Source organism: Vibrio sp. 1580 (assembly GCF_033340055.1).
Window position 1 is genome coordinate 1 of sequence record NZ_JAWOVT010000593.1, and the last position, 554, is coordinate 554.

Below are 554 nucleotides of genomic sequence, written 5' to 3' on the forward strand. Positions count from 1 at the left end.
TCGCTGAAGATGAGTACGATTACCGTGCATTCCCTACCGCAGAACAAATTGCTGACTTACAAGACGAAGATAACGACGGTGTGATTAACGCTCGCGACCTATGTCCGGGGACGCCAGCTGGCTCTGAAGTTGACAATGATGGCTGTGGCGAATACATCAAAGCATCTGAGAAAATGCAAGTTCGTGTGCTATTTGCCAACGATTCTGATGAGATCAATCCGGTATTTCGTCGTCAAATTCGTGAGTTGTCTGACTTCTTGAAGGATTACCCAACGACCTCGATTGAACTACAAGGTTACGCGAGTAAAACAGGTGGTTCAAAACACAATCAAGATCTCTCTGAACGACGAGCGAAAAACGTGCGTGACGCGCTATTAAGTTACGGTATTGAACCAAATCGTGTTCGCATCATTGGTTTTGGTGACACACATCTAGCAGAGCAAGGCACCGATCAGGTCAGCCACGCACTTAACCGCCGAGTGACCGCATCTGTTGTTGGTTACAAAGGTAAAGTTAAAAAAGAGTGGACGATCTTTACGACGCTTCCTGAAGCA

At 46.6% G+C, this 554-nt stretch carries 1 protein-coding gene; it reads left to right on the forward strand.

Annotated elements, in window-relative coordinates:
- Positions 1–554: OmpA family protein (locus R7093_RS27330; protein ID WP_318147295.1), on the forward strand; the 554-nt coding region annotated here is incomplete at both ends.